Genomic DNA, 25,817 nt, shown 5'->3' with positions numbered 1-25,817 from the left:
TGGCCCGCACCCCCCCGTGAGGTGCGGGCCACGCTCGGGGCTCAGGCAGCCCAGGGCCAGTCGGCATCCTGGGCCGCCTCGAGCAGCGGAACCATCCGGAAGGCCGCGTCCGAGAGACCCCCGAAGGTGTGGCGGTTGCCGGTGCCGGAGGGGCCGTGGCCCGCCCGGTACCCGGCGAGGTTCCAGGTGTAGACCGGTACCTCGGCCGGGATCTGCTCGGTCGGGCCGCCGTGCCGGTTGTACGTGTACTGCTCGTCGGTGACGATCAGCACCCGGTCCTGTCCCCGGTAGTGCGCGCGGACGGCCGAGGTGGTGTCGGTGCCGCCCAGGTCGCCGAAGCGGCCGAGGATCTTCAGCACCGACTCGCCCTCGCCGAAGGACAGACGCCGGCTCGTGGTGCCGAACTCGACGAGATCCGCGTCGGCCGCCCGCAGCGCGAGCGCCGTGCCGAAGATCGCCGCCGCGTCGGCCCGGTTGAGCCGCGAGCGGTCGGACAGCCGCGTCCACATCGAGCCGGAGCGGTCGACGAGCACCAGGGTCCGGCCGGGCAGCGCGGGCACGTTGGCCAGCGAGTGGCCGAGCGCCTGCTCCAGCGGGTGGGACCAGCGCAGCGACGGCGCGTGCTGGTACGCGGCGAGGTACCGGAACGGGAACTGCCGCGAGCGTACGACCTCCGCCGGGTCGCTGATCCGGGCCGCCACCTGGGCCGCGACCTCGTCGGAGACCCCGGCCTCGTCGAAGTTGCGCAGGTTGCGGAGCAGTGCCATCGCGCCCATGGACGGGATCACGGCCTCCCAGGCCGCCCTGTCCATCGGGCCCTGCAGCCAGCCGGCCAGCGCCTCCCACGTCATCCCGGCCGCGGCCAGCCGCTCGGCCCCGCCCTCGGACGTGACCACCGCACACCGCCGGCCGGGCGGCACCGCCATCAGCTCGCGGTGCGCGGTCAGGACCCGGCTCGACTCGGGCGGCACGGCCGTGTCCGGGTTGTGCCGCCGGTCGAGGGCGTACTGGAACAGCTCGCCCTGCCACGGCTTGTCCGGGTCCGGCGCCGCGTGCACGAGGTTGAGGATGTCGCCGAAACGGTAGCCCTTGGACGCGGTGTCGTACTTCAGCAGCGACTTGCCGCTGTACAGACGGCGTACGGCGTCGGCGATCCCGCGCTTGACGGGCTTCGGGACGTTACGGCCGTACTGCGCCGTCCAGTACCCGAGGAACTCGCCGGGCTCGTCGGGCCGCTGGAGTACGGAGGCCACGACCTGGCGGTTCGAGGGGCCGTCGGTGGCGCCCGCGTCGAGGCGCGCCTTGACGTACTCGGCAGCGCCCACGATCGAGGCGGTACGGAGGTTGCCCTCGCCGCGCAGCCAGCCGAGCAGGCCGGCGGTCCAGGCCGGGTCGGTGACGGCGAGCTGCCGTACGAGCGTGGCGAACCGGTCGTCGCGGTCCGCGCCGGACTCGTAAGGGGTCTGCTGGGAGACGAAGTTGGCGACCGCGAGCAGGAACAGCTCGGAGCGTGCGTCACGCTCACGGCCCCGGCCGCCCTCGTACGTCCGCAGGATGCGTCCCGTCGACGTCACTCGCGAGGTGGGACGGGCCCGCGCGGCCTTCTTGTTGAATCGCGTCATGGTGAATTCCCCCGAATTCGTTTCCGTTTCGGAGGGAGACGCAGCAAATGGAGGGTGCCCGAGGTCGAAGTCGACTGCGGTGCTTATAAACTGGCGCGTCTTCCGTTCCGCCACATCGACCCCGGGTCGATGACGGGATTCGAACCCGCACGAGGGCTTTCCCCCCACCAGTTCCCGAAGTATCCGCTGCCTGCGCACCGGGCACCCACCATGAGCTGCGCCTCCCGAGATCAAAATGCTCGCACCGGGAGGTGCGTGAAGTTGTGGTGTCCAGAGTTCAGATCGGCGGAACCGACATTAGGTGCTCTAACCCCTGAGCTACACCGGCTCGTTGTGCCGGTGGCGGGACTCGAACCCGCGGCCGCCCCATTATGAGTGGAAGTAGGTCCTGCCTTCGCACCTGGACGTTCATCACTCTAGGAGGCGTGCCGCGGGCCGGGCGAGCGAATTAAATTCAGCCGCGCTTCTGCCGCTTCCACGGCCCCGTGATCGCCAGCATGATCCCCGGAGTCTGGATGTTGGCGTACAGCGTCCGGCCGTCGGGCGAGAAGGTGACGCCGGTGAACTCGCTGTACTCGGGCTCCTCTTCGGTGCCCTGGTTCAGTTCATTGCGGGCGATCGGGTACGTGCGGCCGCTCTCGGTGGCGCCGAACAGGTGCTGGACGCCCTCGCCGTCCTCGGCGATGACCAGGCCGCCGTACGGGGAGACGGTGATGTTGTCGGGGCCGTCGAAGGCGCCGTCCTTGGACGGGTCGGGGTTCACGCCGAGGAGGACCTTGAGCGTGAGGGTGCGGCGCTTGGGGTCGTAGAACCAGACCTGGCCGTCGTGCTGGACGGGGCTCTCCTCACGGGCGTACGAGGAGACGACGTACGCGCCGCCGTCGCCCCACCACATGCCCTCGAGCTTGCGGGCGCGGGTGACCTGGCCGTCGGTGAACTGCTTGCGGACGGAGACCGTCTTGGCGTCGCGGTCGGGCACGTCGACCCAGTCGACGCCGTACACCGTACCGATCCTGGTGGCGCGGGAGAGGTCGTCGACGAACTTGCCGCCGGAGTCGAAGCACTTGAAGGCCTGCAGGACCCCCGCGTTGTCGGCGAGGGTGCGCAGCTTGCCGCGGCCGTGGTGGAAGCCCGCCGGCGGGGTCCAGCGGAAGAGCAGGCCGTTGGGGCCGGAAGCGTCCTCGGTCAGGTAGGCGTGGCCGCGCTTGGGGTCGATGACGACCGCCTCGTGGGCGTACCGGCCGAACGCCTTGACGGGCTTGGGGTCGCGGTTGGCGCGGCGGTCCTCGGGGTCGACCTCGAAGATGTAGCCGTGGTCCTTGGTCATGCCGTTCTGGCCGGCCTTGTCCTCGGTCTCCTCGCCGGTGAGCCAGGTGCCCCAAGGGGTGCTGCCGCCCGCGCAGTTGGTGGAGGTGCCGGCGATGCCGACCCACTCGGCGACATGCCCGTGGCGGACCTCGACGACCGTGCAGCCACCGGAGGCGGCGGGGTCGTAGACGAGGCCCTCGGTGAGCGGCACGGGGTGCGGCCAGTTGGCACGCGGGCCCTTGAGCTCGTGGTTGTTGACCAGGAGGGTCGCGCCGCGGGGGCCGCAGAAGGTGGCCGTACCGTCGTGGTTGGACGGGGTGAACTCGCCGGACTCCAGCTTGGTCCTGCCGCTGTAGGTGATGACCTCGTACGTGAACCCGGCGGGCAGCGCGAGCAGGCCGTCGGGGTCGGGGATCAGCGGCCCGTGGCCGACTCCGTGGTGGGCGCCCGCGATCTCCGCGCCCTCGCTCTCGACGTCGGTGGCCGCGAGCGCGTTGGGTGCGGTGGCGAGGGCGCCGACAGTGCCCGCCAGCGCGACACCGGCTCCGGTGATCGCGGATTTCGCGGCAAAGTCCCTGCGGGTGAGCGACATGGTGTCTCCTGAGACGGTGGGTATGCCGTGGAGGGTGGGGGACCTCGGGTCGGCGCAACGGTCCCGCCCACATCTGAACACCGGTTGAACGCCAGGAGACTTCAGCGCACCCGGTTCCATGAATCGACAAAGGGCACGGAAAGCGCCCCTCCAGGGGCGCGGGGCTGTGTCGATATGCGGCTCCGCCGCGCGGGCGCGACCAGCCACAGCGGACCCGCACTCGCAAGCCGCCCTCACCCCCCTTGCTGCGACCGCGCCTTGAACGCAGCCTTCCGCGCCTCCTTCGCCACCCGCTTGTCCGGATGCAACCGCCCCATCGCCTCCAGCACATCCGCGGTGGCCGGGTGGTCGACCCGCCAGGCCGCCGCGAAGAACCCGCCGTGCTGCTGGGCCAGTCCTTCCACCAGCCCCTGCAACTCCTCGGAGTTGCCCTCCGCGGCGAGCTGCGCGGCGATCGTGTCGACGGTCAGCCAGAACACCATGTCCTGGGACGGCGGGGGCACATCCCCGAACCCCCGCTCGGTCAGCCAGACCCGGGCCAGCCCGCCCAGCTCGGCGTCGTCGAGGACCTCCCGCAACGCGGGTTCGGCGACCGCGCCGACCAAGGACAGCGCCTGCTGACACCGCAGCCTGCGCAAGGGTGCGCCCGCGTCGCTCCCCCGGGCCGCCGTCAGCAGTTCCCGGGCCGCCGCGAGAGGTTCCCGCCGGTCCAGCCACTGCTCGGTCTCGGCCTGCGCGGCGGAGGGCGGGAACGTCGAGGTCCCGTCGAGCAGCGCGTCCGCTCCCTTGTCGGCGAGGTCGCCGACGGCCGGTGCCGGGATGCCCGCCTCCAGCAGCCGGGACCGCAGCCCGTACAGCCCGAGCGGGGTGAGCCGGACCATGCCGTACCGGGAGACGTCGGTCTCGTCGACGACCGCGGGCTCCTCGTCGGTGTCCGCCATCAGCGCCTCGTCGACGGGCTGGTACTCGACGATCCCCACCGGCTCCAGGACCCGGAACTGGTCGTCCAGCCGCATCATCGCGTCGGACACCTGCTCCAGGACGTCGTTGGTCGGTTCGCCCATGTCGCTCGGCACGATCATCGACGCGGCGAGGGCGGGCAGCGGCACGGGTCCGTCGCCGGGACCGTCCTCGCTGACCGTGAGCAGGTAGAGGTTTGCGAGCACACCGTCGAGGAACTCCTGCTCGGCCTGCGGGTCCCAGTCCAGGGAGGCGAAGTCGATCTCGCCGCCGCCGTCCATGGCGTCGACCAGGTCGTCCAGATCCGGCACGCTGGCGTCGGCCAGCGCCGTCTCCAGCGCCGTGAGCCACACGGCGAGCACGTCCTGCGGGGACCCGGACAGCAGGGCCAGGTCCTCGCCGGTGGCGACCGTGCCCTCCTCCTCGTCGACGATCGCGACGAGCCCGGTGTCGACGGCCACCCGCCAGGCCTCGCTCGCACTCGCCGCCGCCTCCTCCCCGGTCAGTCCGAGGTGGGCGGCCGCCGTGGGCAGCTGCTCCTCGACGAGTCCGCCCCCGGCGTCGACCCGCGTGTCCTGGCCGGCCCAGCGGGCGAGCCGGGCGGCCCGGGCGAGCAGCGGCGTGGACAGGGCGTCCCGCGCCAGCTCCGCTTCGGGATGCAGCCGCACCGGCGGCAGGGGGGAGCTGTCTGACATCGGCTGGTTCTCCTAGGACGCGTCGTGCCACTCAACCGCTCAGCGTAGACGGATATCCACCTATGCCGCCCGGTTCATGTCCCCGACAGGGTCCGTACATGGCTGAAACCTTGACAACTGGGCTGACCAGGCAGGAGATTGACGCGCGTAGAAATCCGGCGGACATCTGTTCACTGTATTTTCTACGCGCGTCGCCACCGCCCCACAGGTCGCGGCTCCCACCGTTCCACGTCACCCTCGTCCCGGCGCCTACGTTCGTCCCCGGAGGGATCCCGTTGCCGAGCAAGAAGTCCGCGCGTCTCGCCGCGCTCACCGTCGCCGCCCTGTCGGCGGCCTCCACCGTCGTCCTCGTCTCGCCCGCCCACGCAGCCGGCGTCAGCATCCATGACATCCAGGGCGCGACCCGGATATCCCCGTACGCCGGTCAGAAGGTCGCGGATGTGGCCGGAATCGTCACCGGTGTGCGCACCTACGGCTCCTCCAAGGGTTTCTGGATCCAGGATCCGAACCCCGACGCCGACCCGGCCACCAGTGAGGGCGTGTTCGTCTTCACCAGCTCCACCCCGAAGGTCGCCGTCGGTGACGCCGTCACGGTCACCGGCACGGTCTCGGAGTACGTCCCGGGCGGCGCGTCGACCGGGAACCAGTCGCTGACCGAGATCACCAAGCCGACCGTCACGGTCGTCTCCAGCGGCAACACGGTCCCCGCGGCCACGGTGATCGACGCGAAGTCGGTGCCGGCCGCCTACGCCCCGGCGGGCGACCCCGCCGCGGGCAACTCGATCAACGGCCTGACGCTGGAGCCGAAGAAGTACGCCCTGGACTTCTACGAGTCCCTGGAGGGCATGAACGTCAAGGTCGCCGACACCCGCGTGGTCGGCGCGACCGACCCGTACACCGAGCTGTGGGTGACGGTGAAGCCGCGCGAGAACACCACCCGCCGCGGCGGCACCCTCTACGGCTCCTACACGTCGCAGAACACCGGACGGCTGCAGATCCAGTCGCTGGGCTCGACCTCCGCCTTCCCCGTCGCGAACGTCGGTGACGTCCTGACCGGCTCCACCGCGGGCCCGCTGGACTACAACCAGTTCGGCGGCTACACCCTGGTGGCGAACGAGATCGGCACGCTGAAGAGCGCCGGTCTCGAGCGGGAGACCACGCAGAAGCAGAAGAACGGTGAGCTGGCGGTCGCGACGTACAACGTCGAGAACCTCGACCCGACCGACGCCACCTTCGAGGAGCACGCCTCCGCGATCGTGAACAACCTGAAGTCGCCCGACATCGTGTCCCTGGAGGAGATCCAGGACAACAACGGCGCCAAGGACGACGGCACGACCGCCGCCGACGTGACGGTGAACAAGCTGATCGACGCGATCGTCGCGGCGGGCGGCCCGAGGTACGAGTCGCGCTCGATCGACCCGGCCAACGACACCGACGGCGGCGAGCCGGGCGGCAACATCCGCCAGGTGTTCCTCTTCAACCCCGAGCGGGTCTCCTTCACGGACCGCGCGGGCGGCGACGCCACGACGGCCGTCGGCGTGACGAAGACCCACGGGAAGGCCGCGCTGACGGTCTCCCCGGGCCGTATCGACCCCACGAACACGGCCTGGAACAGCAGCCGCAAGCCGCTGGCCGGCGAGTTCGTCTTCCGTGGCCGCACGGTCTTCGTGATCGCCAACCACCTCAACTCCAAGGGCGGCGACTTCGGTCTGAGCTCGGCGACCCAGCCGGTGCCGCGCAGCTCGGAGATCCAGCGCCACCAGCAGGCGACGCTGGTCAACGCCTTCGTCAAGGACATCCTCGACACCCAGAAGAACGCGGACGTCATCGCCCTCGGCGACATCAACGACTTCGAGTTCTCCGACACCGCGAAGATCCTGGAGGGTGACGGCGAGCTCTGGTCGGCGATCAAGTCACTGCCCAGGAGCGAGCGTTACACCTACGACTACCAGGGCAACCAGCAGGTCCTGGACCAGATCCTGGTCAGCCCGTCGATCCGGCGCGGCTGCGACTTCGAGTACGACAGCGTGCACATCAACTCGGAGTTCCACGACCAGATCAGCGACCACGACCCGCAGGTGCTGCGCTTCAAGCCGTAACCCACGAAGGGTCAGGCCTGGTTGAACACCCCGTTCAGCCAGGCCTGCCACTCGCTCTCGCACTCCTTGATGTCGGAGTCGGATGCGAAGTCGTGCAGGGAGATCCCGACCGGGTGCCCCCAGTGGTTGCGGCCGAAGACGCGGGTGAGGCTCCGCTCGGTGCGCAGCCCGATGAAGTACGGGTTGCGGAAGTCGACCACGGCGTCGAAGGTGTCCGGCCCGTGGACCGTCACGCGCGTACCGGCGGCCACGTCGTCGCCGACGCCGAGCGCCCGCCCCACGGCGGCGAGGGCGTCGGGGGCCTTGGACGCCTCGGGTCCGTCGAAGGTCGCGAAGGCGGCCGGGCGGGGCGCGAAGTGGGTCAGGTACTCGCGCAGGGTGTGCAGATAGAAGTCGGTGTGCTTGGCGGCACCGTCGTACTGGTTGTCCCAGTCGTCGACGAAGATCCCGCTGTGCACGTACCGCACCCAGGCCCGCCGGCCCTCGTCACGGGGTTCGACGGTGTAGTCGAGCTGGTTGAGGCTCTGCTCGGAGATGCCGTCGACGTCCTCGACCCGGTTGGTGTAGCGGTGCGGCGGGTCCCAGGCGGTGATCGTGGACCCGAAGGGCCCCCGGCCGCCGACGCGGGGCTCGGGCGGCTCCATCGGCCACAGATAGCCGCCGGTTCCGGTGGTGATCGCCTCCCACACCTGCTCGGGGGTGGCGTCGACCTCGAACTCGCGGGCGATCTCGAACTCTTTGGACATGATCTACTCCAACTCGGTCTGTTTCAGCGTGGGATGGACCGCCACCACGATGCGGTGGTCACGGCCCCCCTCGGCGTCCGGGGCGTCGTACTTGCGGATCAGGCCGGTGACCCCGGCCGTCAACTCCTCGATGAACGCGGCCCGTTCGGCGGCCGAGGCAAAACGCACCTCGCCGTCCAGCGCGTACGTCGCCAGCCGCTGGCGGGCCTTCGCCGCACCGGTGATCAGCGAGCCGACGTCCCGCACCAGCCGGGCACCCAGCGCCAGCAGCCAGCGCGCGGAGAGCTGGTCGCGAAAGCGGTCCGGGTCGGGCTGCACTGCGGCGAGGGCGAGCGGTGAGATCACGTACGACGCCGCGGTCGCCTGCATCAGCCGCTCGGTGACGTTGCCCTTGCGGCGCTCACCGGCGAGCTCGACCAGGCCGTGCCGCTCCAGCGCCTTCAGGTGGTAGTTCACCTTCTGCCTGGGCAGCCCGACCTTGCCGGCCAGCATGGCGGCCGACGCGGGGCCGGCCGCCAGCTCGGCGAGCAGCCGCGCCCGTATGGGGTCCAGGGAGACGGCTGCGGCCTCGGGGTCCTCGATCACGGTGACGTCCAGCATGGGTCCACCGTCTCACCGAACACTTTTTTTGTCCAGACGGTTCGAGTTTTCGGTGGGACCCTAGCCGGGAATCAGCCCGAGAGCGTGGTCGTACCGGCTGACCACGCTGCTCTTCAGCCCCGGCCAGGTCTGCACGCGCTCCCAGCGGTCCGAGGCCGAACCGATCCCGTCCCCCGGCGCGGCGAGCGCGTCGAGATGGGCCTGGGCGCTCTCCCACTCGGCGTAGTTGAGGACGCGGGTGCCGTCGGTACTGAGGTGGAAGTGGGCGCTGATACCGCCGGGGTGCGGGTTCGGCTCGTTTTCCAGCGCGTCGATGACGGCGTCCACCCAGGCGCGCTGCCGGTCGGGGTCGGGTCCGTCGAACTCGATGTCGACGATCACGATGCAGCCGGGGACGCGCAGGTCACCGTCCCGGGCGACGCTGCGGTAGTGCCGGTAGCGGCCGAGGCCCAGCCGCTCGATGCCCGGAACGACGGTGTCGATCTCGTCCACACGCTCCTGCCGGTGAGTCTTGACGAAGGCTTCGTAGGCCTGCTCGCTCGCCCACTGCGAGTAGTGCATCAGGGTGGCGGTGTCGTGCCCGCTGTAGAGGTGATAGCCGAGCAGGCCGTCGGCGGGCCAGGGCCGTCGCTCCCAGACGGCGGCGACGGCCTCGACGGTCTGCCGCTGGCGCAGGGGGGTGCCCACACGCCAGTGGCTGAAGAAGGGGGCACCGGCGCGAGGGTCGGTCAGGTCGGGATGAGTGTCGGTACGTCGTGTCATGCCGACCACCCTTCAACCTCAACCAAGATTCAGGTCAAGTCGGCGGTTCGGGGGGTGGTTTCGGGAGACCCGCCACGGCATGGACGAGCAGGCCGACGACCAGCCGAACAGCCCCTCCAAGTTGCCCGCGCGCTCCTGGCGCGCGGTGCTGCGGCGCACGGGAAAGGAGTTGCTGGACGACGAACTCGCCGACCGTGCCGCGGCGTTGACGTACTACGGCGTCCTGTCGCTGTTCCCCGCCCTGCTGGTGATGGTCTCCCTGCTGGGCGTGGTGGGACAGCGCGCCACCGACAAGATCCTGGACAACATCGGGGACCTCGCCCCGGGTCCGGCCCGGGACATCCTGCGGGACGCGGTGGTCCAGCTCGGCGACAGCGGCGGCACGGGCAGCGTGCTCGCGATCGTCGGCCTGCTCGCGGCGCTGTGGTCGGCGTCCGGGTACGTCGCCGCGTTCATCCGTACGTCCAACGCGGTGTACGACCTTCCCGAGGGGCGTCCGGTGTGGAAGCTGACGCCGCTGCGCCTGGCGCTGACCGTGACCTTGATGCTGATGCTGGCGGCGAGCGCGCTGATCGTGGTGTTCACGGGCCCGCTGGCCGAACGGGCGGGCAGGGCGGTGGGGTTCGGCGACGCGGCGATCGCGCTCTGGGGCGTGGCCAAGTGGCCGGTGCTGCTGCTCCTGGTCGTCCTGATGATCGCGCTGCTGTACTGGGCGGCCCCCAACGTCCGCGGCCGCGGCTTCCACTGGATCTCGCCGGGCAGTGTCCTCGCCACCCTGGTCTGGCTCGCCGCCTCCGCGGGCTTCGCTCTCTACGCCGCCAACTTCGGCTCCTACAACAAGACGTACGGCACCCTTGCCGGCGCCATCGTCTTCCTGGTGTGGCTCTGGCTGACGAACCTGGCGATCCTGCTGGGCCTGGAGTTCGACGCGGAACTGGCCCGGGAGCGGGCGATCGTCTCCGGCGAGGCCGAGTCGACTCAGGAGCCGTACGTGGAGCCCCGGGACACCCGGAAGTGGCCACCGAGGCTGCGGGCGAACCGCGGGCGGTGACGGCACGCACAAGGCTGGGCGCGGGCCACCGCCCGCGCCCAGCCGTACGCACCGCTCACTTCTTGGGATACCGCCACGACACCACGACGACCGCGGCCAGGGCCGCGCCGACGATCAGTGCCGGCCGGGGATGCCGTACCGCGGCCAGGACCAGGGGCCGGGCCGGCCGGGGCACGCTGCGCTCCGCCCGCCGCTCCAGCGCGGCACTCGTCTGCGAAGCCTTGCCCTGGGTGACATGGCCCGCCTGCAGCGTCCGGTCCTGGACCTTGTGGCCGGACTTCACCGCCTTGTCCTGAACCTTGTGACCGGCGTGCGTGGCCCGGTCGTGCACCGTGTGACCGGCCTGTGCGGCGCTGCTGCGCAGCTGCACGGTCATCGCGCCCGCCTTGTCCCTGAGGTCTGCCGCACGGGCCCGCGCGCGCCCCTTCACATCCATCTTTCCTGCCAACTCCTCCACCGTGTCGCCGAGTTCGCTGCGGGTCCGCTCGATCTGGCGCCGCAGTTCATCGGGTCCCTTGGCCCCCGTCGCGGGGGGCTCGCCGCTCGTCCTGTCCGTCATCGGTGCGCCCTTTCCCTGATCTCCTCGACGTCCGCCTTGACGCTGCCGAGTGCCTCCTCGGGCGTCGGGGGTGTGGCACGGCGCAGCTGGGCGCGGCCGGTGGCGGCGAGCACCCCGGCGATCACGAACAGCACGGCCGTCACGATGAGCGCCGAGGCCCACACCGACAGCACCAGGGAGAGGGCGGCGGTGGCCGTTCCGGCCAGGGCGAGCAGTCCCGCGTAGGCGAAGGCGCCGGCGGCACCGAGGAGCCCGCCGCCTTTGCCGGCCCGCCGGCCCTTCTCGGCCAGCTCTTCCTTCGCGAGGGCGACTTCTTGCCGCACGAGCCGCGAGACCTGTTCGGTGGCCTGTCCGACGAGTTCGCCCACCGAGTGATGTTCGTCGTGCACCGGCCTGGGGGCCGTGGTTCCGGTCACGGTGTTCCGCCTCCTCTCGGTCGGAACTCCCGGGTACCCGGCCCGGCCCCCGCTACCCCTGCGGACCGCCGTCCGGGCCGCCCTGTCCGAGCCGGGCCAGCTGGCTCTGGAACCAGTCGAGCCGGGCCTGCAACAGGGCCGCCTCTGCGGCGAGTTCGGGCACCCCGAGACCCTCGGGCATGCCACGGTCACCTTGCGTGAGCACCGGGGCCGGCCGGGCCACCACCCGCAGTCCCTCTCCGGCCAGCCGAGCGAACCCGGCGAGCGAGACGGCCGTACGACCGCGCAGGCAGCCCGCGCAGGAGGGCGCCAGGGCCCGCCAGCCGGGTCTGCCCCAGTCGGCGTCGGCGAGGGCCGCCGCGACCGTGCCGCAGGCGCAGGGTCCGACGGTGGCGGTCCGCACCCGCTGGCGGGCGTAGCGGAAGCCGCGCTCGAAGCGGAGGTAGCGGCCGAGGACCCGGACGTCGAGGAGGACGGCCGTACGGTGCACAGCCGTGCACAGCAGTGCCTCGGCCGCCGCGCGGTCGTGCACGCAGTGGAAGCCGCAGTCGCAGCGGCGGTTCGGTGCCCGGTGCCGCAGGCCGTAGACGCAGGACGCGTCGGCCAGGACTCCGTACGGCAGCGCGCCGCCGAGCGACACACCGGTGAACCCGGCCCGGGTGCCGTCCTGGGACAGCACCGGGTGGGCGATCTTGTATCCGGTCGGCGGCTCCGTCGGGCGTTCCTCCGGAAGCCGCAGTCTCATCGGGCCGCCGGAACCTCTTCGGGAGCCTTCAGCTCCTTGATCTCCTCGGGGAGCTCGAGCTCCCCGTCGTGGATCTCCGGCCGCTCTTCCGCGACTCCGGTGGCGAGTGCCTTGCCGAGCTTCATGACGCCTCCAGGACCAGGGGTCGTGCACCGTCCTGACCATGGTGACCCATGCGGGCCCGATTTGGACATAGGGCCTTTTCGCAGCATCGCTTACCGGTATGCCGTAGAAGAATTAAGTGGAGCTTCACGGTCGGTCTGCCGAGACTACACCCATGACGACACCCGCCCCGCCCTTCGGCCGCGCCCTCTGCGCCATGATCACGCCCTTCGACGAGGCCGGCGCCCTCGATCTCGACGGCGCGCAGGCGCTCGCCGACCATCTGGTGAGGGAAGGCTGTGACGGGCTCGTCCTCTCCGGCACCACGGGCGAGTCGCCGACCACGACGGACGCGGAGAAGGCCGCCCTCGTCATGGCGGTACGGGAGGCGGTGGGCGAGCGGGCATCGGTGGTGACGGGGGTGGGCACCTTCGACACCCGGCACACCGTGGAGCTGACCCTCGCGGCCGAAAAGGCGGGCGCGGACGGGGTGTTGGTGGTCAGCCCCTACTACAGCAGGCCGCCGCAGGACGCGCTGGAAGCGCACTTCAGGGAGATCGCCGATGCCTCCGGACTGCCCGTCATGCTCTACGACATCCCGGGCCGCACCGGCACCCGCATCGAGCCGGAGACGATGATCCAGCTCTCCGAGCACCCCCGGATCGTCGCGGTCAAGGACTGTTCCTACGACCTTCTCGGCACCCAAAAGGTCCTGAACCGCACGGAGTTGGCGTACTACGCGGGCTGCGACGAGCACATCCTCGCCCTGTACGCGGTGGGCGCGGCGGGCTACGTCAGCACGGTGGCCAACGTGGTTCCGGCTCAACTCCGCGCGATCCTGGACATGTTCGAGGCGGGCGACACCCCCGTGTCCGCCCGCCTCCAACAACGGGCCACGCCGCTGATCGAGGCGATGATGTCGGCGGGCCTGCCCGGCACGGTCACTGCCAAGGCCCTCCTGAACGCGCTCGGTCTGCCCGCGGGCCCGGTCCGCGCCCCGCTGCGGCCCGCCGGCCGGGAGGCGGCCGACGGGCTGCTGGCGGAGTACGAACGACTCGTGGCCGCCTGATCAGGGCTGGGCGAAGACCGGCTCCCAGCGTCCGGCGTTCCCCGCGTTGCCCGCTTCGCCCTCGATGCCCTCGTCGCTCTGCCGGAAGCCGCTGAGCGGGGTCTCCTTGTCGCTGCCGATGGTGACCAGCACGAGCCGCTGATGGAACTCGCTCTTGTCGTTCTTGCCGATGTCCCAGGCGATGAGCTGCTTGTTGCCCACCCAGGCGAGCAGCTGCTGTCCGTGCACCTCGGTCGTCTCACCGGTCGCGGCATCGACGATCCACGAGGAGGTCTTCCACCTCTTGCCCGCGAATTCACCGGCGACGAGGCTGCCGTCCGGCGACTTCCCCGCGTCCACGTACCACTGCAGGTGCTTGTCCTTCGCCGGTGTGGGGACCTTGTTGCCCTTGAGGTCCCAGAACTCCTTGCCGATGTCCCCCATGGGGTTCCCGGACCAGACGTGCAGGCCGTCGTCGGTGAGGGCGAAGTCCTGGCGGGAGTTGAGGACGGAACCCCCGAGCCGGCCGTCGTCGGAGGCGAGCCTCACCTCGTTCCAGTCGCCCTTCCCGGAGGCCACGTCGAGGACGTAGAAACCGGTACGGCTCGACGTCCACTCCGGGCTCCATTCGATGTCGCCCTCGGTCTTGACCCGCAGATCGGGGTTCTTGGTGTACGTCGTCGCGACCAGCTTGCGGCCGTCGCGGGAGAAGGCGAGCCCGCCGGCCCCGTGGTCGACCGGGATCCACCGCTCGACCTTGCCGGTGGTCAGATCCAGCAGGCCGATCCGCGAGGCGGGCAGGTCCTGTTCGAGGACGGCGGCCGTCTTCGCACCGGGCGCGACGGCGACCCAGGACCAGTCCACGGTCTTGGCGTACTTGCCGGTCCTCGGGTTCAGCAGGTGGTAGGTGCGCTGGTAGACGGCGGTCTCCGCGGTCTTCTTGACCGTGTCCGGGATGAAGTACCCGGCCAGGGTCGTGCCCCCGACGGAGATCTCCTCGCGCGGTGGCGACTGGTCGGGGTGGGCCTTCGTCTTCTTCTCCACCACGATGCCACCGCCACCCGAGGGCCGTACGTCGTGCTTGCCGGAGTCCAGCAGCGGCACCCCGACCCCAATGGCGACCACGGCCACCGTGACGACCGCGGCGGCCGCGATCCTGCGGGTACGGCGGCGGCGCCGGACGGCGAGCACCCGGTCGGCGAACCCCGCTGCCGCCGGGGGCTGTTCGGCGGCCTGCTCGCGCAGAGCGTCGCGCACGATGTCGTCGACGTTCACGGACGCACCTCCACGGGCGAGTAGTCACGGGACTCGAGCCGCTCGGCCTGGGCGGGCCCGAGGGCGGTCAGTTCGGGCGCGAGCTGACGCAGCCGGGCCAGCGAACGGTGGGTGGTGGACCGTACGGTGCCGACGGAGCAGCCGAGCAGCCGCGCCACGTCGGCCTCGGGCAGGTCCTCGAAGTAGCGCAGCACCAGCACGGTGCGCTGGCGTGCGGTGAGCCGGGACAGGGCCTGGCGCATCACCAGGCGCAGTTCGGCCGCGGCGGCGGTGTCGGCGCCGGGCTCGCCGCTGCCCGCCGGTTCGGGCGGCTCGGCGACACTGACCTCCCGGCGGGGCCACTTCAGCCGCCAGCGGCTGACCTGCTGGCGGTAGAGGACCTGCCGTACATAGGCCTCGGGTTCGTCGATCTTCTGCCACCGCCCGGCGGTCCTGACCAGGGCGTTCTGCAACAGGTCCTCACCGGCGTGCTGGTCTCCCCCGCACAGCAGCACAGCGGTCTTCAGCAGGGCGGACGACCTGCTGTCCACGAAGTCCCGGAAACTCTCCAGCCCTTCGGCATTCATCGTCACCTTCTCTTCCCCGGCGACGCCTGTGCGCCGCCCCTCCGACCCTTGTGACGCGTGCCGTGGCCCGCCGCTATGCCACCGCCACGAAAAAAGTCGCCGTAGCGGAATTCGATCCGCTACGGCGACTTCCACACGGGGTCGCGGGTCAGTTCCAGGAGTACCCGTCGCCGATCAGCAGCAGGTGCTCCAGCACGTCCTCCATCGGATCGTCGACCTGGCCGACGTTGACCAGGCCGACCCGGGGCCCGTTGTGCGAGGCGGTGTTGGTCTCGTCGGCGTGCGCGCTGCCGACGGGCACGAGACACACCGTCGCCAGGACAGTCAGCCCGCGAGCCACGGCCCTCTTCCGCACATTCCTCATCGCTCGACCCCTCGTTCGTCGTTTCGGCTTCTGATCGGACTCCGCGTCCACCCGTTCATCTGCTGAAACACGTCCGAGGTCACGCCGAGTAACCCGTAAGTGATCTTTGTCCGTGCCGGAGCGGCTCAGTTGTGGCTGTGCAGGATGTCGTTGAGGCCGCCCCAGACCGCGTTGTTCGGGCGGGCCTCGACCGTGCCGGTGACCGAGTTGCGGCGGAAGAGGATGTTCGAGGCGCCGCTCAGCTCGCGGGCCTTGACGATCTGGCCGTCGGGCATGGTGACCCGGGTGCCCGCGGTGACGTAGAGACCGGCCTCGACGACGCACTCGTCGCCGAGCGCGATGCCGACGCCCGCCTCGGCGCCGATCAGGCAGCGCTCGCCGATGGTGATGCGGACGTTGCCGCCGCCGGAGAGCGTGCCCATGGTGGAGGCGCCGCCGCCGATGTCCGAGCCGTCGCCGACCACGACACCGGCGGAGATGCGGCCCTCGACCATTGACGTGCCGAGCGTGCCCGCGTTGAAGTTGACGAAGCCCTCGTGCATGACGGTGGTGCCCGCGGCGAGGTGCGCGCCGAGGCGGACCCGGTCGGCGTCGGCGATCCGGACGCCCTTGGGGGCCACGTAGTCCGTCATGCGCGGGAACTTGTCGACCGAGGTGACCGTGAGGTACAGGCCCTCGGCGCGGGCGTTGAGGCGCACCTTCTCGATCTCGTCGACGGCGACCGGGCCGAGCGAGGTCCATGCGACGTTGGGGAGAAGGCCGAAGATGCCGTCCAGGCTCTGGCCGTGCGGCTGGACCAGACGGTGCGAGAGCAGGTGCAGACGCAGGTAGGCGTCGTGCGTGTCGAGCGGCTTCTCGTCGAGCGAGGCGATGACCGTGCGGACCGCGATCACCTCGACGCCACGGCGGGCGTCCGGGCCGATCGCCTTGGCGGCACCTTCGCCGAGCAGTTCGACGGCCTTCTCGGCCGACAGCCGCTCGGTACCGGCGGGGCCGGGCTCGGCCGAGAGTTCGGGGGCGGGGAACCAGGTGTCGAGTACGGTGCCGTCGGCGGCGACGGTGGCGAGGCCTGCGGCGATGGCGCCGGTGGTGCGCGGAGCAGTCGTGTCGGTCATGAGGGAAACCTAACCGGCGCAGGCCATGCGATGCGAACCCTGCGCGGGACGTCTCAGGAGTCGAGCAGCCCGACCCCCCGGACGCCACCACGTGACCCTCAGAAGAAGATCACCTGGCCCGGCACGGATCACCCTGCCGGCGGGGATCACCTGCGGTCGGTGGGGGCACCCCGGCCGAGGCTGACCACCCAGGCCGGCGGGGACCACCCTCGGTCGGCGAAGACCACCCGGACCGACGGGAACCACCCACGGTCGGCGAAGACCACCCGGACCGACGAAAACCACCCACGCTTCGACGAAGACCACCCGGACCGACGGGAACCGCCCACGGTCGGCGGGGATCACCCGGGCCAATGGACATCACCCGCACCGGAGGCCACCCGCAGCCGGCGCAGACCACCCGCAGTCGCGGGCCCCCGGACCGACAGGGACCACCCGGGCCAGTGGACATCACCCCCACCAACGGGGCAGTCGCGGTCGTCGGGACCACCCGGGCCAGTAGACATCACCCGCGGCCTGCGGGGATCACCCGACCCAGTACCTCCCGCGCATACCCCTCGTCGTACGGCACCCCCGTCAGCAGCACCTGTAGGCAGATCCCGTCGGCCAGGGCGACCAGCGCGCGTGCCGTGACCGGGTCCGTGCGGCGGGTGAGGCGTTCGGCGAGGTCGTCGGCCCATTCGGCGGCGACGGGGCGCAGGGCGGGGCGACGCAGGGCGGCGAGGTAGAGCTCGTACTCCAGCTCGACGCCGGTGCGGTCGCCGCCGAGCCAGTCGCCGAGCACGCGGGCGAGGCCGGCGGCGAGGTCACCGCCGGGGTCGTCCAGGGCGCCGTGCGCGGCGACCGCCTTGGCGAAGCCCTCGCTGGCCTGGCGCAACGCGGCGACCATCAGCTCGTCGAGACTCTTGAAGTGGTACGTCGTCGAACCGAGCGGCACATCGGCCTCGGCGGCGGCGCTGCGGTGGCTGAGCCCCGCGAGCCCCTTCTCCCCCACGACCCGGATGGCCGCGTCGATGATCCGCTGCCGGCGCTCGGGGTCGTGCCGCCGGGCCATCAGTGCGCCCCGCCCAGGTTCAGCACCACGACCCCCAGGATGATCAGCGCGATCCCGGCGGCCTTGGTGGCCGTCATCCCCTCCCCGAGGAAGAGCATCCCGATGCCGACGATGGCTGCGGTGCCCACCCCCGCCCAGATCGCGTAGGCGGTGCCGACCGACACCGTCTTGAGCGTCTGGGCGAGCAGCGCGAAGGAGAGGACGTACCCCAGCACGGTCAGCAGTGAGGGCCCGAGCCGGCTGAAGCCCTCGGTGTACTTCATGGCCGTGGTCGCTCCGACCTCGGCGGCGATGGCTCCGGCGAGCAGCAGGTATCCCATGTGTACAAGCGTACATAACGAAGCCCGGAACCCGGGTCCGCGGCCACTGCTCAGCAGCTGTTCTCCAACATGGCGGCACACCGCGGCATCTGACCGACCGTCAGCCGAAGACGCGCCGTTGAGCCCGCCGAGAGAGAAATGTGGAAACCAGCCGGTTCAAAGGGCTGCTGGGGACCGCCGGTAACCACTAGTGTTCCCCCGGAACCACTTGTGTTTCACCATTCACATACCGCGCCACCACAGCAGCGGCACGTCGCTCCGCGCCGCGCCGGAGGAACAGCGCATGCCCGAAGACAAGTCCCGGCCGCCCCAGGACCGCCCCTGGGAGAACGGCTGGACGTTGGACACCACCCGCACGCCCGGCACCCGACGGCTCTATCTCGCCGGGGCGTTGGCGGTGGCCACGATCGTCGCCTGTGTGGCGGCGATAGCCGCCACGGACAACGAAACCGGCGGATCGTCGAAAACCGCGCGGGACGAGGGATCCGGTCTGATCTCCTTCTCCTCGCAGCCCCCCGCGCCGACCACGCCCCCGCCGGGCGACAGCGGCCTCTCGTCGGTGTCCCCCACTCCCCGGGGTCCCCGGCAGCAGGGAGCCGAGCCCACCGCCACGGTCACGGCCACCCCGAAGCCGCCCAAGCCCACGGCGTCCAAGGGCAGTTCGTCGAAGCCCCACCCTTCCGTGACCTACCGCTCGGTCCGCTCGGTCAACTACCCCGCCCGATACTGGCACGTGGACGACGGCTATGTGGGCCTGGACTCGGTTAGCGGCTCGGAATCCCGCGAGGACTCCACCTTCACCCTGGTCAAGGGCCTGGCGAACAGCTCCTGTTACTCCTTCACCACCCACGACGGCAAGTACCTGCGCCACCGCGACTTCGTCCTGCGGGCCGACCGCAACGACGGCTCCTCCCTCTTCAGGCAGGACGCCACGTTCTGTCCCCGGGACGCCTCCTACTCCGGCGCGAAGATGCTGGAGTCGGTCAACTACCCCGGCTACTTCCTCCGCCACCAGAACTTCGTGGTCCGCCTCGAACGCTTCGAGTACAGCTCCCAGTACCTGGCGGACTCCTCGTTCCAGCTGGTGGGCGCGCTGTCCTGAGCCGCGCATGAGCACAGGAAAGCGGCGGCACCCGGCAGGTGCCGCCGCTTTCCCACGAGCGGGGTCGCTCAGACGTTGAAGCCGAGCGCCCGAAGCTGCTCCCGGCCGTCGTCCGTGATCTTGTCCGGCCCCCACGGCGGCATCCACACCCAGTTGATGCGGAGTTCGCTCACGAGGCCGTCCGTGGCGGACTTGGCCTGGTCCTCGATGACGTCCGTCAGCGGACAGGCCGCCGAGGTCAGGGTCATGTCGAGGGTCGCGATGTTCGCGTCGTCGATGTGGATGCCGTAGATCAGTCCGAGGTTGACGACATCGATGCCCAGCTCGGGGTCGACGACGTCGTACAGCGCCTCGCGGACCTCTTCCTCCGAGGCCGGCTTCATTTCAACGGTCTCGCTCATGCCGTCTTCCTTTCGGCTTCGGCGTCGGCGCCCAGCGCCTGGGCCGTCGCGTCCTTCCACGCCATCCAGCTGAGGAGGGCGCACTTGACCCGGGCCGGGTACTTGGAGACACCGGCGAACGCGACCGCGTCCTCCAGCACCTCTTCCATCGCGTCGTCGGGCTCGATCCTGCCCTTCGACTGCATCAGTTCCAGGAAGGTCTCCTGGATCTTCTGCGCCTCCGCCAGGTCCTTGCCGACCAGCAGATCGTTCAGAACGGACGCGCTGGCCTGGCTGATCGAGCAGCCCTGGCCCTCGTACGAGACGTCCTCGATCCTCTTGCCGTCGTACTTCACACGGAGGGTGATCTCGTCGCCGCACGTGGGGTTCACATGGTGCACCTCGGCGTCGCCATCCCTCAGACCACGCCCGTGCGGGTGCTTGTAGTGGTCCAGGATGACTTCCTGGTACATCGAGTCCAGCTTCACGGTTTCAGCACGCCCTTCAGCCGAAGAAGTTCCGTACGTGCTCCAGCCCCTCGACCAGTGCGTCGATCTCGGCCGGCGTGGAGTACAGATAGAACGACGCTCGCGTGGTCGCGGGAATTCCGTAGCGGAGGCAGACCGGCCGTGCGCAGTGGTGACCGACCCGGACCGCGATGCCCTGCTCGTCGAGGACCTGGCCCACGTCGTGCGGGTGGATGTCGCCGAGCGTGAAGGAGATCGCCGCGCCCCGGTCCTCGGCCGTGGTCGGACCGATGATCCGCAGGTCCGGCACCTCGCCGAGCTTCTTGACCGCGTACTCGGTGAGCGCATGCTCGTGCGCGAGGATCTTGTCCATGCCGATCGAGGAGAGGTAGTCGATCGCCGCGCCCAGACCGACCGCCTGCGCGATCGGGGGCGTGCCCGCCTCGAACTTGTGCGGTGCCGGGGCGTACGTCGACGAGTGCATCGACACGGTCTCGATCATCTCGCCGCCGCCCAGGAACGGCGGCAGGTCCTCCAGGAGCTCCTGGCGGCCCCAGAGCACGCCGATACCGGTCGGGCCGCACATCTTGTGACCGGTGAAGGCCACGAAGTCGGCCTGGAGGGCCTGTACGTCCAGCGGCATGTGCGGCGCGGCCTGCGAGGCGTCGATGCAGACCAGCGCGCCGACCTCCTGCGCCCGGCGGACTATCGCCTCGACCGGGTTGACCGTGCCCAGGATGTTGGACACCAGCACGAAGGAGACGATCTTCGTCTTCTCGGTGATGATCTCGTCGATGTTGGACAGGTCGAGCCGGCCGTCGTCGGTCAGCCCGAACCACTTCAGCTTCGCGCCCGTGCGCTGCGCGAGCAGCTGCCACGGCACGATGTTGGAGTGGTGCTCCATCTCGGTGATGACGATCTCGGTCTCGTGGTCCACGCGGTAGGGCTCGTCGGCCCAGCCCAGCATGTTCGCCACGAGGTTGAGCGACTCGGAGGCGTTCTTGGTGAAGATCACCTCGTCGCGGCTCGGCGCGTTGATGAAGGCGGCGACCTTGTCGCGCGCGCCCTCGTACAGCGCCGTGGCCTCCTCGGCGAGCACATGCACACCGCGGTGGACGTTGGCGTTGTAGCGCTCGTAGTACTCGTTCAGGGCGTCGAGCACCTGGCGCGGCTTCTGCGAGGTCGCCGCGTTGTCCAGGTACACGAGCTTCCGGCCGTCGTGGACCTGGCGGTCCAGGATGGGGAAGTCCTTGCGGAGCGCCTCGGTGTCGAGGAGACCCGGCAGCTGCGTCACGCGGATACGCCACCCTTCGTGTATGCCTCGTAGCCCTCGTTCTCCAGCTTGTCGGCGAGCTCGGCGCCGCCGGACTCGACGATGCGACCGCCGGAGAAGACGTGGACGAAGTCGGGCTTGATGTAGCGCAGGATGCGCGTGTAGTGCGTGATCAGCAGGGTGCCGACCTCGCCGGTCTCACGGACGCGGTTGACGCCCTCGGAGACGACCCGCAGGGCGTCGACGTCGAGGCCGGAGTCCGTCTCGTCGAGGATCGCGACCTTGGGCTTGAGCAGCTCCAGCTGGAGGATCTCGTGGCGCTTCTTCTCACCGCCGGAGAAGCCCTCGTTGACGTTGCGCTCGGCGAAGGCCGGGTCCATGTTCAGACGCTCCATGGTCTCCCTGACCTCCTTCACCCACGTCCGCAGCTTGGGGGCCTCGCCGCGGATGGCGGTGGCGGACGTACGGAGGAAGTTGGAGACCGAGACGCCGGGGACCTCGACCGGGTACTGCATCGCCAGGAACAGGCCCGCGCGGGCGCGCTCGTCGACGGACATCTCCAGGACGTCCTCGCCGTCGAGGGTGACGGTGCCGCCGGTGATGGTGTACTTCGGGTGACCCGCGAGCGAGTAGGCGAGCGTCGACTTGCCGGAGCCGTTGGGGCCCATGATGGCGTGCGTCTCGCCCTGCTTCACGGTGAGGTCGACGCCCTTGAGGATCTCCTTCGTGGCGTTGTCGGCCTCGACGGTGACGTGCAGGTCTCGGATTTCAAGCGTTGCCATGGGTGCCTCAGGACTCCTGGGAAAGGGAGACGAGCACGTCGTCCCCTTCGATCTTTACGGGGTATACGGGGACGGGGCGCGTCGCGGGAAGGCCGGACGGTTTGCCGGTGCGCAGGTCGAAGCTGGAGCCGTGCAGCCAGCACTCGATCTGGCAGTCCTCCACCTCGCCCTCGGAGAGCGAGACGTTCGCGTGCGAGCAGATGTCGTGGATCGCGAACACCTCCCCCTCGGTCTGCACGACCGAGACCGGCGTGCCGTCGAGTTCCACCCGCTTCGGGGTGTCCTCCTCCAGCTCGCTCAGCCCGCAGGCGCGTACGAAAGCCATCAGACCGTGGCCTCCAGCTCCTCGTCGATCTTCACGAGAAGGCGTTCCTGGATGTCGTCGACACCGATCTGCTGGACCAGCTCGGCGAAGAAGCCGCGGACCACGAGGCGCCGGGCCTCGTCGGCCGGGATGCCGCGGGCCATCAGATAGAAGAGCTGCTCGTCGTCGAAGCGGCCGGTCGCGCTCGCGTGGCCCGCTCCGACGATCTCGCCGGTCTCGATCTCGAGGTTCGGCACGGAGTCGACCCGGGCGCCGTCGGTGAGGACGAGGTTGCGGTTCATCTCGTACGTGTCCGTGCCCTCGGCCTTGGCCTCGATGAGCACGTCACCGATCCACACCGCGTGGGCGCCCTCGCCCTGGAGCGCGCCCTTGTAGGCGACGTTCGACTTGCAGTGCGGGGTGTTGTGGTCGACGAGGAGGCGGTGCTCCTGGTGCTGGCCGGAGTCGGTGAAGTACAGACCGAACAGCTCGGCCTCGCCGCCGGTGCCGGCGTAGGCGACGCGCGGGTGCAGCCGGACCAGGTCGCCGCCGAAGGTGACCACGAACGACTTGAAGGTGGCGTCCCGGCCGATCAGCGCGTTGTGCTGCGCCACGTGCACGGCCTTGTCGTCCCAGTCCTGGACGGAGACGACGGTCAGCTTGGCGCCGTCCCCGAGGACGTAGTCGACATTGGAGGCGAGTACGGCGTCACCGGTGTGGTCGATGACCACGACGGCCTCGGCGAAGGCTCCGAGCTCCACGACCTGGTGGGCGTAGGCGGTCCCGCCCTCGCCGTGCACGGCGATCCGGATCGGCTCGGTGAGGACCGTCTCCTTGGGGACGGTGATCACGCCGGCCTTCTCGAACGCCGAGTACGCCTGGGCGGCGATGCGGTCCACCGGGGTGCCGGCCTTGCCGAGCCGGGCGTCGTCGCGGCCGACGGTCTCGATCACGACCCCCTCGGGGGCCGCGATGTCGACCTTCACGCCGTCGCCGGTGGCGACCGCGGTGCCGTCGTGCAGCCCGCGCAGCCGCTCCAGCGGCGTGAACCGCCACTCCTCCTCGCGGCCGTGGGGGACCGGGAAGTCCGCCACGTCGAAGGACGGGGGCGCGCTCATGCGCGTGGCGACGGTCGACTCGGCGGCCACCGCGATCTGGCCGGCGGTGGTGGATCCCACCGGAATGTTCTGAGCCTCAGCCATGGCTGTCGGTCTGCTCTCTTCCTACGTCAGATTTCGCTAGCTGCTTGCGGGGAGACCGGTCTTAGCCGACCGCGCCTTCCATCTGCAGCTCGATCAGCCGGTTGAGCTCAAGGGCGTACTCCATGGGGAGTTCCTTCGCGATCGGCTCGACGAAGCCGCGCACGATCATGGCCATCGCCTCGAACTCGGAGAGACCGCGGCTCATCAGGTAGAAGAGCTGGTCCTCGGAGACCTTGGAGACGGTCGCCTCGTGGCCCATGGACACGTCGTCCTCGCGGACGTCCACGTAGGGGTACGTGTCGGAGCGGGAGATGGTGTCGACGAGCAGCGCGTCGCACAGCACGTTCGACTTGGAGCCGTGGGCGCCCTCGCCGATCTCGACGAGACCTCGGTAGGACGTGCGGCCGCCACCACGCGCCACGGACTTCGACACGATGTTGGAGGAGGTGTTCGGCGCCATGTGGACCATCTTGGAGCCGGCGTCCTGGTGCTGGCCCTCGCCCGCGAAGGCGATGGAGAGGGTCTCACCCTTGGCGTGCTCGCCCATCAGGTAGACGGCCGGGTACTTCATCGTCACCTTGGAGCCGATGTTGCCGTCGATCCACTCCATGGTCGCGCCCTCGTACGCCACGGCGCGCTTGGTGACCAGGTTGTAGACGTTGTTCGACCAGTTCTGGATGGTCGTGTAACGGCACCGGGCGTTCTTCTTGACGATGATCTCGACGACCGCGGAGTGCAGCGAGTCCGACTTGTAGATCGGCGCCGTACAACCCTCGACGTAGTGCACGTAGGCACCCTCGTCGACGATGATCAGGGTCCGCTCGAACTGGCCCATGTTCTCCGTGTTGATACGGAAGTAGGCCTGGAGCGGGATCTCCACGTGCACGCCCTTCGGCACGTAGATGAAGGAGCCGCCGGACCACACCGCGGTGTTCAGCGACGCGAACTTGTTGTCGCCGACCGGGATGACGGTGCCGAAGTACTCCTTGAAGAGCTCCGGGTGCTCCTTCAGGGCCGTGTCGGTGTCCAGGAAGATGACGCCCTGCTCCTCCAGGTCCTCGCGGATCTGGTGGTAGACGACCTCGGACTCGTACTGGGCCGCGACACCGGCGACGAGGCGCTGCTTCTCCGCCTCCGGGATGCCGAGCTTGTCGTACGTGTTCTTGATGTCCTCGGGCAGGTCCTCCCAGGACTCCGCCTGCTTCTCCGTGGAACGCACGAAGTACTTGATGTTGTCGAAGTCGATGCCGGAGAGGTCGGAGCCCCAGTTCGGCATGGGCTTCTTGTCGAACAGGCGCAGACCCTTGAGGCGGAGCTTGGTCATCCACTCCGGCTCGCTCTTCTTCGCGGAGATGTCGCGGACGACGTCCTCGTTGATGCCGCGCTTCGCAGAGGCGCCGGCCGTGTCGGAGTCGGCCCAGCCGTATTCGTACTTGCCCAGGCCCTCGAGCTCGGGGTGGGCAGTCTCCGTGGGGAGAGTCATGCGGGGTTCCTCCCGGCCGTGCTTGCAGATGCGTTATGAGACATGTGGGAAATCTTGGGGATGAACGTCGTGCAGACGCCGTCGCCGTGCGCGATGGTCGCCAGTCGCTGGACGTGCGTTCCGAGCAGCTGGGAGAAGATCTCGGTCTCCGCGTCACAGAGCTGGGGGAACTTCTCAGCGACATGGGCCACCGGGCAGTGGTGCTGGCAGAGCTGCTCGCCGACCGGTGCGCTCCGCGCCGTAGCAGCGTACCCGTCCGCGCTCAGGGCCTTGGCCAGGGCTTCGGTGCGCTCCTCGGGGGCGGCGGCCTCGACGACCTTGCGGTATTCCTCAGCCTGCGCGGCGATCCTGGCGCGCGCGAAGGCGACGACCGCCTCGTCCCCGCCGAACCGCTCCTGGATCCAGCTCAGGGCGTCCGCGGCGAGCTTGTCGTACGACTGGTCGAAGGCGTCCCGGCCGCAGTCGGTGAGCGCGAAGACCTTGGCGGGACGGCCACGCGTCCGCGCGCCGTACACCCGCTGCTCCCGCGCCTCCACGACCTCGTCGGCCGCCAGGGCGTCCAGATGACGTCGTACGGCCGCATGGGTGAGGCCCAGTCGGCCGGCCAGTTCGGCGACGGTCGACGGGCCGTGGTCCAGGATGGATCGCGCGACGCGGTTGCGGGTGGACCGCTCACCGGTCGCGAGCTCCTCCTGAGGGGCACCCGTAGGGGTCTCCCGAGCCTCGCCGACGTTTTTCACAACGCCATTGTTGCGTAATTCCTCTGGACCGGGCAACCCGCGTCCCGATCGATGGACGGTGCCCTGCATCACTTAGGCATCCCTA

28 protein-coding genes and 1 tRNA gene are annotated in these 25,817 nt (G+C 69.9%); 4 read left to right on the top strand and 25 right to left on the bottom strand.

The window, feature by feature from the left end; genetic code table 11:
* Positions 1-41: 41 nt before the first annotated feature.
* The 4 genes from AQJ46_RS15970 to AQJ46_RS15960 form a co-directional block, all read right to left on the bottom strand.
* Positions 42-1,622 (bottom strand): TROVE domain-containing protein, encoded by a 1,581-nt coding sequence (locus AQJ46_RS15970; RefSeq protein WP_059206203.1) that lies wholly within the window; start codon positions 1,620-1,622, stop codon positions 42-44.
* 337 nt (positions 1,623-1,959) lie between these two features.
* Positions 1,960-2,029 (bottom strand) — tRNA-Met (locus tag AQJ46_RS55455).
* 47 nt (positions 2,030-2,076) lie between these two features.
* Positions 2,077-3,522 carry an alkaline phosphatase PhoX gene (locus tag AQJ46_RS15965; RefSeq protein ID WP_059206202.1) on the bottom strand — a complete coding sequence of 482 codons (1,446 nt, stop codon included), beginning with the start codon at positions 3,520-3,522 and terminating at the stop codon, positions 2,077-2,079.
* 233 nt (positions 3,523-3,755) lie between these two features.
* On the bottom strand, positions 3,756-5,177 hold the full coding sequence (locus AQJ46_RS15960; RefSeq protein WP_059206201.1) for a hypothetical protein: 1,422 nt from the start codon (positions 5,175-5,177) through the stop codon (positions 3,756-3,758).
* A 275-nt stretch (positions 5,178-5,452) separates the two neighbouring features.
* On the opposite strand from AQJ46_RS15960, the gene AQJ46_RS15955 reads away from it, so the two are divergent.
* A complete protein-coding gene (locus tag AQJ46_RS15955) occupies positions 5,453-7,276 on the top strand; it encodes an endonuclease/exonuclease/phosphatase family protein (RefSeq protein ID WP_059206200.1) in 1,824 nt (607 codons plus the stop codon).
* 11 nt (positions 7,277-7,287) lie between these two features.
* Here AQJ46_RS15955 and AQJ46_RS15950 read toward each other — a convergent pair whose 3' ends face one another.
* The 3 genes from AQJ46_RS15950 to AQJ46_RS15940 are packed head-to-tail and all read right to left on the bottom strand — an operon-like array spanning position 7,288 to position 9,384.
* Complete coding sequence (locus tag AQJ46_RS15950; protein WP_059206199.1) at positions 7,288-8,022, bottom strand: SRPBCC family protein; 735 nt, start codon at positions 8,020-8,022, stop codon at positions 7,288-7,290.
* 3 nt (positions 8,023-8,025) lie between these two features.
* Entirely contained in the window at positions 8,026-8,622 is a 597-nt protein-coding gene (locus tag AQJ46_RS15945; protein WP_059206198.1) for an ArsR/SmtB family transcription factor, read from the bottom strand.
* Between the two features lie 60 nt (positions 8,623-8,682).
* A complete protein-coding gene (locus AQJ46_RS15940) occupies positions 8,683-9,384 on the bottom strand; it encodes an antibiotic biosynthesis monooxygenase (RefSeq protein WP_059206358.1) in 702 nt (233 codons plus the stop codon).
* 79 nt (positions 9,385-9,463) lie between these two features.
* Between AQJ46_RS15940 and AQJ46_RS15935 the strand changes: the two genes are divergently transcribed.
* Positions 9,464-10,435 (top strand): YihY/virulence factor BrkB family protein, encoded by a 972-nt coding sequence (locus tag AQJ46_RS15935; protein WP_059206197.1) that lies wholly within the window; start codon positions 9,464-9,466, stop codon positions 10,433-10,435.
* A gap of 55 nt (positions 10,436-10,490) precedes the next feature.
* On the opposite strand, the gene AQJ46_RS15930 is transcribed toward AQJ46_RS15935, so the two are convergent.
* The 4 genes from AQJ46_RS15930 to AQJ46_RS58435 are packed head-to-tail and all read right to left on the bottom strand — an operon-like array spanning position 10,491 to position 12,280.
* Positions 10,491-10,994, bottom strand: a complete 504-nt coding sequence (locus AQJ46_RS15930) for a DUF3618 domain-containing protein (protein WP_059206196.1) — start codon at positions 10,992-10,994, stop codon at positions 10,491-10,493.
* Positions 10,991-11,410: a phage holin family protein gene (locus tag AQJ46_RS15925; protein ID WP_057618328.1), complete on the bottom strand. Its 420-nt coding sequence runs from the start codon at positions 11,408-11,410 to the stop codon at positions 10,991-10,993. The genes AQJ46_RS15930 and AQJ46_RS15925 overlap by 4 nt, the downstream gene beginning before the upstream one ends.
* A gap of 52 nt (positions 11,411-11,462) precedes the next feature.
* On the bottom strand, positions 11,463-12,155 hold the full coding sequence (locus AQJ46_RS15920; RefSeq protein ID WP_059206195.1) for a hypothetical protein: 693 nt from the start codon (positions 12,153-12,155) through the stop codon (positions 11,463-11,465).
* On the bottom strand, positions 12,152-12,280 hold the full coding sequence (locus tag AQJ46_RS58435) for a hypothetical protein (RefSeq protein WP_263972871.1): 129 nt from the start codon (positions 12,278-12,280) through the stop codon (positions 12,152-12,154). The genes AQJ46_RS15920 and AQJ46_RS58435 overlap by 4 nt, the downstream gene beginning before the upstream one ends.
* A 152-nt stretch (positions 12,281-12,432) precedes the next feature.
* Here AQJ46_RS58435 and dapA point away from each other — a divergent pair, with 152 nt between their 5' ends.
* Positions 12,433-13,326, top strand: coding sequence for a 4-hydroxy-tetrahydrodipicolinate synthase (dapA, locus tag AQJ46_RS15915; RefSeq protein ID WP_208616939.1), 894 nt, complete (start codon positions 12,433-12,435; stop codon positions 13,324-13,326).
* Here dapA and AQJ46_RS15910 read toward each other — a convergent pair whose 3' ends face one another.
* The 6 genes from AQJ46_RS15910 to AQJ46_RS15885 form a co-directional block, all read right to left on the bottom strand.
* Positions 13,327-14,580, bottom strand: a complete 1,254-nt coding sequence (locus tag AQJ46_RS15910; RefSeq protein WP_059206193.1) for a YncE family protein — start codon at positions 14,578-14,580, stop codon at positions 13,327-13,329.
* Entirely contained in the window at positions 14,577-15,146 is a 570-nt protein-coding gene (locus AQJ46_RS15905; RefSeq protein WP_059206357.1) for a SigE family RNA polymerase sigma factor, read from the bottom strand. The genes AQJ46_RS15910 and AQJ46_RS15905 overlap by 4 nt, the downstream gene beginning before the upstream one ends.
* Before the next feature lie 148 nt (positions 15,147-15,294).
* The gene (locus AQJ46_RS15900; RefSeq protein WP_059206192.1) at positions 15,295-15,510 is read right to left on the bottom strand and encodes a hypothetical protein; all 216 of its coding nucleotides are present in this window, start codon (positions 15,508-15,510) and stop codon (positions 15,295-15,297) included.
* A 125-nt stretch (positions 15,511-15,635) separates the two neighbouring features.
* Positions 15,636-16,625, bottom strand: coding sequence for a 2,3,4,5-tetrahydropyridine-2,6-dicarboxylate N-succinyltransferase (gene dapD / locus AQJ46_RS15895; RefSeq protein ID WP_059206191.1), 990 nt, complete (start codon positions 16,623-16,625; stop codon positions 15,636-15,638).
* Positions 16,626-17,130: 505 nt separating this feature from the next.
* Positions 17,131-17,679 carry a TetR/AcrR family transcriptional regulator gene (locus AQJ46_RS15890; protein WP_059206190.1) on the bottom strand — a complete coding sequence of 183 codons (549 nt, stop codon included), beginning with the start codon at positions 17,677-17,679 and terminating at the stop codon, positions 17,131-17,133.
* The gene (locus tag AQJ46_RS15885; RefSeq protein WP_057618334.1) at positions 17,679-17,999 is read right to left on the bottom strand and encodes a DMT family transporter; all 321 of its coding nucleotides are present in this window, start codon (positions 17,997-17,999) and stop codon (positions 17,679-17,681) included. Before AQJ46_RS15885 ends, AQJ46_RS15890 begins: the two co-directional genes overlap by 1 nt.
* Positions 18,000-18,282: 283 nt before the next feature.
* Here AQJ46_RS15885 and AQJ46_RS15880 point away from each other — a divergent pair, with 283 nt between their 5' ends.
* A complete protein-coding gene (locus tag AQJ46_RS15880; RefSeq protein WP_059206189.1) occupies positions 18,283-19,101 on the top strand; it encodes an AbfB domain-containing protein in 819 nt (272 codons plus the stop codon).
* A gap of 68 nt (positions 19,102-19,169) precedes the next feature.
* Here the strand turns inward: AQJ46_RS15880 and AQJ46_RS15875 are convergent, their stop codons facing one another.
* The 8 genes from AQJ46_RS15875 to AQJ46_RS15840 all read right to left on the bottom strand — a co-directional run bounded on the left by AQJ46_RS15875 (position 19,170) and on the right by AQJ46_RS15840 (position 25,732).
* Positions 19,170-19,502, bottom strand: a complete 333-nt coding sequence (locus tag AQJ46_RS15875) for a metal-sulfur cluster assembly factor (protein ID WP_028809645.1) — start codon at positions 19,500-19,502, stop codon at positions 19,170-19,172.
* Positions 19,499-19,969, bottom strand: coding sequence for a Fe-S cluster assembly sulfur transfer protein SufU (sufU, locus tag AQJ46_RS15870; RefSeq protein ID WP_059206188.1), 471 nt, complete (start codon positions 19,967-19,969; stop codon positions 19,499-19,501). The genes AQJ46_RS15875 and sufU overlap by 4 nt, the downstream gene beginning before the upstream one ends.
* Before the next feature lie 16 nt (positions 19,970-19,985).
* Positions 19,986-21,242: a cysteine desulfurase gene (locus AQJ46_RS15865; RefSeq protein ID WP_057618338.1), complete on the bottom strand. Its 1,257-nt coding sequence runs from the start codon at positions 21,240-21,242 to the stop codon at positions 19,986-19,988.
* On the bottom strand, positions 21,239-22,003 hold the full coding sequence (sufC, locus tag AQJ46_RS15860) for a Fe-S cluster assembly ATPase SufC (protein WP_059206187.1): 765 nt from the start codon (positions 22,001-22,003) through the stop codon (positions 21,239-21,241). Before sufC ends, AQJ46_RS15865 begins: the two co-directional genes overlap by 4 nt.
* 7 nt (positions 22,004-22,010) lie before the next feature.
* Positions 22,011-22,328 carry a non-heme iron oxygenase ferredoxin subunit gene (locus AQJ46_RS15855; RefSeq protein ID WP_057618340.1) on the bottom strand — a complete coding sequence of 106 codons (318 nt, stop codon included), beginning with the start codon at positions 22,326-22,328 and terminating at the stop codon, positions 22,011-22,013.
* Positions 22,328-23,509, bottom strand: coding sequence for a Fe-S cluster assembly protein SufD (sufD, locus tag AQJ46_RS15850; protein WP_059206186.1), 1,182 nt, complete (start codon positions 23,507-23,509; stop codon positions 22,328-22,330). The genes AQJ46_RS15855 and sufD overlap by 1 nt, the downstream gene beginning before the upstream one ends.
* Before the next feature lie 61 nt (positions 23,510-23,570).
* Positions 23,571-24,992, bottom strand: a complete 1,422-nt coding sequence (gene sufB / locus AQJ46_RS15845; protein ID WP_031057584.1) for a Fe-S cluster assembly protein SufB — start codon at positions 24,990-24,992, stop codon at positions 23,571-23,573.
* A complete protein-coding gene (locus tag AQJ46_RS15840; RefSeq protein WP_059206185.1) occupies positions 24,989-25,732 on the bottom strand; it encodes a helix-turn-helix transcriptional regulator in 744 nt (247 codons plus the stop codon). Before AQJ46_RS15840 ends, sufB begins: the two co-directional genes overlap by 4 nt.
* Positions 25,733-25,817: the final 85 nt, after the last annotated feature.

The sequence above is a fragment of the Streptomyces canus genome (assembly GCF_001514145.1).
GTDB lineage: Bacteria > Actinomycetota > Actinomycetes > Streptomycetales > Streptomycetaceae > Streptomyces > Streptomyces canus.
Note: the sequence above shows the minus strand (reverse complement) of the source record. Positions and strands in the feature narration are given on the sequence as shown.

Excerpts from the sequence above, each read along its gene's own strand:
- AQJ46_RS15970 (WP_059206203.1), bottom strand. The coding sequence starts at position 1,622 with ATGACGCGATTCAACAAGAAGGCCGCGCGGGCCCGTCCCACCTCGCGA.
- AQJ46_RS15965 (WP_059206202.1), bottom strand. The coding sequence starts at position 3,522 with ATGTCGCTCACCCGCAGGGACTTTGCCGCGAAATCCGCGATCACCGGA.
- AQJ46_RS15960 (WP_059206201.1), bottom strand. The coding sequence starts at position 5,177 with ATGTCAGACAGCTCCCCCCTGCCGCCGGTGCGGCTGCATCCCGAAGCG.
- AQJ46_RS15950 (WP_059206199.1), bottom strand. The coding sequence starts at position 8,022 with ATGTCCAAAGAGTTCGAGATCGCCCGCGAGTTCGAGGTCGACGCCACC.
- AQJ46_RS15945 (WP_059206198.1), bottom strand. The coding sequence starts at position 8,622 with ATGCTGGACGTCACCGTGATCGAGGACCCCGAGGCCGCAGCCGTCTCC.
- AQJ46_RS15940 (WP_059206358.1), bottom strand. The coding sequence starts at position 9,384 with ATGACACGACGTACCGACACTCATCCCGACCTGACCGACCCTCGCGCC.
- AQJ46_RS15935 (WP_059206197.1), top strand. The coding sequence starts at position 9,464 with ATGGACGAGCAGGCCGACGACCAGCCGAACAGCCCCTCCAAGTTGCCC.
- AQJ46_RS15930 (WP_059206196.1), bottom strand. The coding sequence starts at position 10,994 with ATGACGGACAGGACGAGCGGCGAGCCCCCCGCGACGGGGGCCAAGGGA.
- AQJ46_RS15920 (WP_059206195.1), bottom strand. The coding sequence starts at position 12,155 with ATGAGACTGCGGCTTCCGGAGGAACGCCCGACGGAGCCGCCGACCGGA.
- AQJ46_RS58435 (WP_263972871.1), bottom strand. The coding sequence starts at position 12,280 with ATGAAGCTCGGCAAGGCACTCGCCACCGGAGTCGCGGAAGAGCGGCCG.
- dapA (WP_208616939.1), top strand. The coding sequence starts at position 12,433 with ATGACGACACCCGCCCCGCCCTTCGGCCGCGCCCTCTGCGCCATGATC.
- AQJ46_RS15905 (WP_059206357.1), bottom strand. The coding sequence starts at position 15,146 with ATGAATGCCGAAGGGCTGGAGAGTTTCCGGGACTTCGTGGACAGCAGG.
- AQJ46_RS15900 (WP_059206192.1), bottom strand. The coding sequence starts at position 15,510 with ATGAGGAATGTGCGGAAGAGGGCCGTGGCTCGCGGGCTGACTGTCCTG.
- dapD (WP_059206191.1), bottom strand. The coding sequence starts at position 16,625 with ATGACCGACACGACTGCTCCGCGCACCACCGGCGCCATCGCCGCAGGC.
- AQJ46_RS15890 (WP_059206190.1), bottom strand. The coding sequence starts at position 17,679 with ATGGCCCGGCGGCACGACCCCGAGCGCCGGCAGCGGATCATCGACGCG.
- AQJ46_RS15885 (WP_057618334.1), bottom strand. The coding sequence starts at position 17,999 with ATGGGATACCTGCTGCTCGCCGGAGCCATCGCCGCCGAGGTCGGAGCG.
- AQJ46_RS15880 (WP_059206189.1), top strand. The coding sequence starts at position 18,283 with ATGCCCGAAGACAAGTCCCGGCCGCCCCAGGACCGCCCCTGGGAGAAC.
- AQJ46_RS15875 (WP_028809645.1), bottom strand. The coding sequence starts at position 19,502 with ATGAGCGAGACCGTTGAAATGAAGCCGGCCTCGGAGGAAGAGGTCCGC.
- sufC (WP_059206187.1), bottom strand. The coding sequence starts at position 22,003 with ATGGCAACGCTTGAAATCCGAGACCTGCACGTCACCGTCGAGGCCGAC.
- AQJ46_RS15855 (WP_057618340.1), bottom strand. The coding sequence starts at position 22,328 with ATGGCTTTCGTACGCGCCTGCGGGCTGAGCGAGCTGGAGGAGGACACC.
- sufD (WP_059206186.1), bottom strand. The coding sequence starts at position 23,509 with ATGGCTGAGGCTCAGAACATTCCGGTGGGATCCACCACCGCCGGCCAG.
- sufB (WP_031057584.1), bottom strand. The coding sequence starts at position 24,992 with ATGACTCTCCCCACGGAGACTGCCCACCCCGAGCTCGAGGGCCTGGGC.